Raw genomic sequence first — 6,359 nt, forward strand, 5'->3', positions numbered from 1 at the left:
CCTACTTCTACCTACCCTATAAACTCTCGAAAGTGGGGGGAGAGTGAAAAACTACAATTCGTTCCTGAATAGCTTCTTCTGCTAATCGAACATTCTCTTCTATTGGTATACCTTCTGCTGTCACCATTGGCGCATACCATGTAGCTTCTGAGTCAGGAGTACGACGACTCACTAGAATATTCAAAGCCTCCCAATCATTGGGATGTTTACGTACATAGTCTTTCAACTCAGACCTCGACATTTGAACAAAATTAGGTTTCATCATTAAACCTCCAATTTCCGGCGTTGCTGAATTTAGGTATGCAATTCAAACATTCTATTTCTCAAACTCTTACTCTTTGCGCCTCTGCGCCTCTGCGTGTTAGCGAAGCGGGGCGAAGCCTGATAAAATCATACCTTCATTCACCAACGCCAAATTTCCATTTCATCGCCGGGGAAAATGTATCCCGAATTAAACCAATTTCAAATCAGGATATTCCGCAAACAAATCATCTGATGTCAGTGTATCTCCTTCTGCTTGGGGAGTCCACAAAACTTCAATTGCTAACAGTTGTTCACCGGAAAGACCACCAATTTGACGTAAGGCTTGACGTAAATCATCAGCATTATTAATAGCGGGAATTTCACATTTACCCAAAGTTGCTGCTAATAAGGTGACAATAATATATTCTCCAGGACCTTCACTAATCAAGCGAGTAGGGTTATCCACTTCACCGGGTAAAGCATCTTTACTTAAAACAGCCTTGAGTTGGTTGTTGACATTAGAGAGAGTTTCTTCGCTAAACTTACTGCGTTCAGCTAAAGATAAACGATTAAATTGGGATTCTGCGGAATTTAGTTTTGCTTGTTGAGTTCCCCCACCTGCATATACCCAGTATTCAGGGTGACGCAATAAGGCCAAACTAGCTTCTTGTAAAATTTCGCTTCTTCCGGCTGGGCTGTTGGTATCAGCAGTTTCCGCAATGCGATTTAGTTCGGGTTGCAAATCTCTGGCTTGGGCTAATAAACCAACTTGTAACCGGGTGACAGACACGGAGGGATTGCTGCTATAGCTGACTTCTTCTGTTTCTCCACTGGTAACACGGCGAAAGGTTTGGACTAAAAAATTCGCCATTGCAAAAAAGATTAAAATCCCAAACAACCCACCAAAACCACCGCCGAAACCCCATAAGGGTAAAAGAAACGGAAAGCCAAAACCACCGCCATAAGGGGCATAGTAGCCGCCATTACCTGGCATACTTGTCCGGGGTGCATAAGTGCGGCTAGAAGGCATTCTAAAAGAACCACCACCAATTCTGCCACCACTACGGGCTGCTAAGGCATCATTAGCATGACTGAAAGCTAAGGTTAGCACTAAGCTAAAGATAAAGACGGTTTTTAATAGGGGTTTGAGGAATCCTTGTATTTTTTTACTCATAAGACATTTATGGCGACAACTGTATTTTTATAATTACTTCCCCGGTTTTGAAGAAGTAACACTATCTCTAATCTACCGCTTCTTTTCTTGGTTAGGGTGGAAATAGGGAGAGATTTCTGGCGTTGATAACCGTACAAGGAAATATCTTGAGAATCGAAAAACTTTAGAATCAATTAATAATTTCTCATTTTTAGTGATACCAAACTAATGTAGGGGCGGGGAAACCCCGCCCTAAATTGTATTGTTTTATTTTCTTACCTATTCCCTTTTTCGTAATTTGGATAATTTATTAATATGAAGTGAATCACAAATTATGGAATTATTCAAATATCATAACCCATGATGTAATCATCCAATACAAATCCACTTCCAAAATCTTTGATCTGACTATCAATAATTTTAAATCCAAATCGAGAATAGGCTTTAATGCCCTTTTCATTCCTTTTATTGACATTGAGGATTATTTGTTTTAGGTTCATTGCTTGGGCTTTTTGGCAAACATGAAATAACATCTTTTGACCATAGCCAAAACCATGCAGTGATGGTAGTAAATAACATTTATGTAGTTTTAAATAACTTATATTATTTATCGTTTCTGAACCATAAGATAAATAACCAACTAATTTAGAATTATGTAAAACTTGATCATAAAATATCCCTTGATGATAAATTTCGTTTTCAATTACTCCTATTCCATACATTTTAGTAAGCATATACTCAATTTGTGCATGGCTGAGAATTGTCGAATAATGACTATACCAAATCTCTCGACTGATTTTTCTGAGTTCTGCCAAATTTGTATCTAATAACTGAGTAATGGTAATTGATGAATTATTCATAGAGAAAATTATATTCTAATGAAAATTAAATCTGATGATTCTAAAATTAATTTACCATTTAATTGAGATCATATAGAACTCATATTTGATTTTGGAAATATACGGAGGGTGCTACTATTTAGAAAACAAGATAAAAAGCAGTTATGACAATGGATGATACATTTGACACCCTAAATCAATCCTTATCTATCCCCAAGGTCAAGATTTTGACGATGTTTCGGCTAGGATTGTTTCAAATGGGGTTGAGTATGATGGCTATCTTGACTCTGGGAGTGCTTAACCGCGTCATGATTCAGGAAATCGCAATTTACGGTTTAGCAATTTGTGCCAGTGGTACAGCATTTGCAGCTTTATTAGTCTTGATTTGTAGGTTGGGTTGAGGTATGAAACCCAACAAATGCGTCAGGTTGCGCTGTCGCTAACACACCCTACTAAAGTAAACTAAAGTTGGAGGTAATGATCATGCCAATATTGACATTGAGTGAATCACAAATTATTGAATTAGTCAAACAGCTACCACCAGAAAGTAAACGGGTAGTTTTGTTAGAACTAGCTAGGGAAAGTGAAAATGGGCGTGAGTCTCGCATGGAGTATGCTGAAACTCAACTACATAACTTATGTACTGGACGTGGTTTAAATTGGGATACTATGTCTGAAGATGAACGTGAATCATTTATAGATGATTTAGTGCATGAGGATAGACAGTGCGTTTGATAGTTGTATTTGATACAAATGTTTTGCTCTCTGGTATTGGTTGGAGAAGCAAGCCTTTCCGCTGTCTTGAATTGGCACGTAGCGGTATAATAGAAGGTGTGATATGTCCAGAAATACTTGAGGAAGTTACAGAAAAATTGCAGCAGAAGTTAAAATTTTCAGATACTCAAGTAATTGATACAATAGCTGATTTACTCAGTTTTCTCAGATTAGTAACAATTACTAATACTTTGAATTTTCTGACTACTGACCCAGATGATAATATGGTTTTGGAATGTGCAGTTTTGGCGAATGCAACTCACATTGTTACAGGTGATAAAAAACATTTGTTACCTTTAGTTAGTTATGAAGGTATTGCAGTTTTAAATGCAACAGATTTCCTTACTTTGATATTGTCTGAATCATTAACTTAATGAAATTCTTAATAACAAAAAAGCAGTTATGACAATGGATGATACATTTGACACCCTAAATCAATCCTTATCTATCCCCAAGGTCAAGATTTTGACGATGTTTCGGCTAGGATTGTTTCAAATGGGGTTGAGTATGATGGCTATCTTGACTCTGGGAGTGCTTAACCGAGTCATGATTCAGGAAATCGCCATTCCAGCCACTATAGGTAGTTTAGTATTAGCAATACCTTATTTTATCGCACCGACCAGGATTTTATTTGGGCAAATGTCCGACGCTAAACCCTTCTTAGGTTATCATCGCACGGCTTATGTGTGGGGAGGAGCAGGAATATTTGCGATCGCAGCATTTTTAGCGGTACAAGTAATGTGGCAGTTAAATGCCGCTAATCTTAGTGATAGCTGGACATGGACTACCCAAACCATCGGTTGGACAGCGGTTCTCTGTTTCGTGTTCGCAATTTACGGTTTAGCAATTTGTGCCAGTGGTACAGCATTTGCAGCTTTATTAGTTGATATTTCCGAAGAAGACAACCGTTCCCAAGTTGTGGGTATTGTTTGGTCAATGTTAATGGTAGGGATTATAGTTGGAGCAATTATCAGTTCCAGTTTATTAAAACAATTAAGCACAGACGCACCTCTAGAAACTTTACAAGCGGCAATTAATCGTCTGTTTATAATTGTTCCCAGCATCGTTTTTAGTTTAGCAATTGTGGCAACTATAGGGGTTGAAAAAAAATATTCCCGTTTCTTGAACCGTGCCAATAGAGGCAACCGAGAAGATGGTATAACCTTAAAAGGTGCTTGGAAAATTTTAACAGCTAGTCCACAAACAGGCTTGTTTTTCACATTTTTATTAGTGATGACTATCAGCTTGTTTATGCAAGATCCCATTTTAGAACCTTTTGCAGGGCAAGTATTTAAAATGCCCTTAGCAGAAAGTACCAAACTCAACGTTTTTTACGGTACGGGGATATTAATTTCCTATGGAATTACAGGTTTTTTCATTGTTCCTCGTTTGGGTAAAAAAAGGACTATAAAGTTAGGTTGTATTTTAGTAGCAGTGTCCGCTTTATTAATCGGGTTTTCTGGATTTTCCGCAAATCCATCTCTCCTCAAGTCAACTTTAGTTGTATTTGGTTTATCTACTGGGTTTGTCACTACCGCAGCAGTAACTTTAATGTTAGACTTAACAATTGCCGAAGCTGCCGGTACTTTTATTGGTGCTTGGGGACTTGCCCAGTCTTTATCTAGAGGCATAGCAACTATAATTGGTGGTACTGTTTTAGATATAGGACGCAATTTACTACCAAATAATTTAGTCTTAGCCTATGGCATGGTATTTCTATTAGAAGCTGTGGGAATGTTGATATCAATTTGGTTTTTAAATCGAGTCAATGTTACAGAATTTCAAACCAATACTAAACAAGTTTTAGCCTCTGTTCTTGAAAGTGATTTAGATAATTAAAAACCAACAACTGACAATTGATAACTAAAACATAACCAGGGATACATTCTATGAGTTACTACATTGCACCCAGTTTTCTAGATAAACTTGCAGTTCATATCACCAAAAATTTCTTAAATATTCCAGGGATTCGCGTTCCTTTAATTTTAGGTATTCATGGACGCAAAGGTGAGGGAAAAACTTTTCAATGCGAATTAGTCTTTGAAAAAATGGGTATCGAAGTCACCTTAATATCTGGAGGAGAATTAGAAAGTCCAGACGCGGGAGATCCTGCACGGTTAATTCGATTACGTTATCGAGAAACAGCAGAATTAATCAAAGTACGGGGGAAAATGTGCGTACTGATGATTAATGATTTAGATGCCGGTGCGGGACGTTTTGACGAAGGAACTCAATATACAGTAAATACTCAGTTGGTAAATGCCACATTAATGAATATTGCTGATAATCCCACAGATGTGCAGTTACCGGGAAGTTATGATTCTAATCCTTTATGTCGTGTACCCATTATTGTCACCGGCAATGATTTTTCTACTCTCTATGCACCATTAATTCGTGATGGGAGAATGGATAAATTTTATTGGGAACCAAACCGCGATGATAAAGTAGGAATTGTGGGGGGAATTTTTGCACCTGATGGACTTTCAGACCGAGAAATCACCCAATTAGTTGATACTTTTCCCCATCAATCTATTGACTTTTTCAGTGCTTTGCGTTCTCGAATTTATGATGAACAAATTCGGAATTTTATCCATCAAATTGGGTTTGAGAATGTCTCTTTACGAGTTGTTAATAGTTTGGAGGGTCCACCAGCATTTAAAAAGCCAGATTTTACTCTCTCTCATTTAATTGAGTCTGGCAAATTTATGGTGGGTGAACAAAAACGGGTAGAAACTTCTCATTTAGTAGATGAATATAATCGTTTAAATCGCGGTAAAGCTTCTCAAGCAAGTTTACCTGTTGTGGAAAGTCCAGTTAGTAAACCTACGATTAATCAACCTACTCATTTAAGTTTAGAAACGCAAGAACAAGTTCGCCAAATTTTATCTCAAGGTTGTAAAATCGCCATTGAACACGTTGATGAACGGCGGTTTCGGACAGGTTCTTGGCAAAGTTGCGGTGCTTTTAATATTGATGCCCATTCCGATGCTATTTCTACTTTAGAATCTTGTTTATCTGAATATAACGGTGAATATGTGCGTTTGGTAGGAATTGACCCACAAGCAAAAAGACGAGTAGTAGAGACAATTATTCAGCGTCCCAACGGTAAATAATTAGGGGTTGCTGAAAAAGTCTTTTTACAGCAAATTGTCATCAACCCTGGAACAAGAACCCCACCCCCAACCCCGCAAGCGATGAGGGGGCTAGGGTGTGCCTTAATATGATTGGAAATAGCGATCGCCTAATACCTAAAAAGTTAACCTTCATGAATCAATTGCAGCAAAGCCTCCGTTGATGTGACTTGAAGCATAAAGTGAGCCAAAAGCTTATTTTATGCTTCACAAAGCCGA

At 37.9% G+C, this 6,359-nt stretch carries 7 protein-coding genes and 1 pseudogene; 5 read left to right on the forward strand and 3 right to left on the reverse strand.

The features are described 5' to 3' along the window. Positions 1–16: 16 nt before the first annotated feature. The 3 genes from FJR05_RS16460 to FJR05_RS16470 form a co-directional block, all read right to left on the reverse strand. Positions 17–265, reverse strand: a complete 249-nt coding sequence (locus FJR05_RS16460) for a hypothetical protein (protein ID WP_254446969.1) — start codon at positions 263–265, stop codon at positions 17–19. A gap of 186 nt (positions 266–451) precedes the next feature. Next, positions 452–1,417: a DUF1517 domain-containing protein gene (locus FJR05_RS16465; RefSeq protein WP_168645099.1), complete on the reverse strand. Its 966-nt coding sequence runs from the start codon at positions 1,415–1,417 to the stop codon at positions 452–454. Positions 1,418–1,740: 323 nt separating this feature from the next. Beyond that, entirely contained in the window at positions 1,741–2,256 is a 516-nt protein-coding gene (locus FJR05_RS16470; RefSeq protein ID WP_168645100.1) for a GNAT family N-acetyltransferase, read from the reverse strand. A gap of 143 nt (positions 2,257–2,399) precedes the next feature. Between FJR05_RS16470 and FJR05_RS16475 the strand changes: the two are divergent. The 5 genes and pseudogenes from FJR05_RS16475 to FJR05_RS16495 all read left to right on the forward strand — a co-directional run. Then, positions 2,400–2,564: pseudogene (locus FJR05_RS16475) on the forward strand (MFS transporter); the annotation flags it as partial. Positions 2,565–2,718: 154 nt separating this feature from the next. Further along, entirely contained in the window at positions 2,719–2,970 is a 252-nt protein-coding gene (locus tag FJR05_RS16480; RefSeq protein WP_168645101.1) for a hypothetical protein, read from the forward strand. Next, entirely contained in the window at positions 2,961–3,383 is a 423-nt protein-coding gene (locus FJR05_RS16485) for a putative toxin-antitoxin system toxin component, PIN family (RefSeq protein WP_168645102.1), read from the forward strand. The genes FJR05_RS16480 and FJR05_RS16485 overlap by 10 nt, the downstream gene beginning before the upstream one ends. 28 nt (positions 3,384–3,411) lie before the next feature. After that, positions 3,412–4,848 carry a BCD family MFS transporter gene (locus FJR05_RS16490; protein WP_168645103.1) on the forward strand — a complete coding sequence of 479 codons (1,437 nt, stop codon included), beginning with the start codon at positions 3,412–3,414 and terminating at the stop codon, positions 4,846–4,848. A 50-nt stretch (positions 4,849–4,898) separates the two neighbouring features. Further along, entirely contained in the window at positions 4,899–6,122 is a 1,224-nt protein-coding gene (locus FJR05_RS16495) for a ribulose bisphosphate carboxylase small subunit (RefSeq protein ID WP_168645105.1), read from the forward strand. The last annotated feature ends 237 nt before the right edge of the window (positions 6,123–6,359 follow it).

This window comes from Dolichospermum sp. UHCC 0259 (assembly GCF_009711935.1).
In the GTDB taxonomy this organism is placed as follows: domain Bacteria; phylum Cyanobacteriota; class Cyanobacteriia; order Cyanobacteriales; family Nostocaceae; genus Dolichospermum.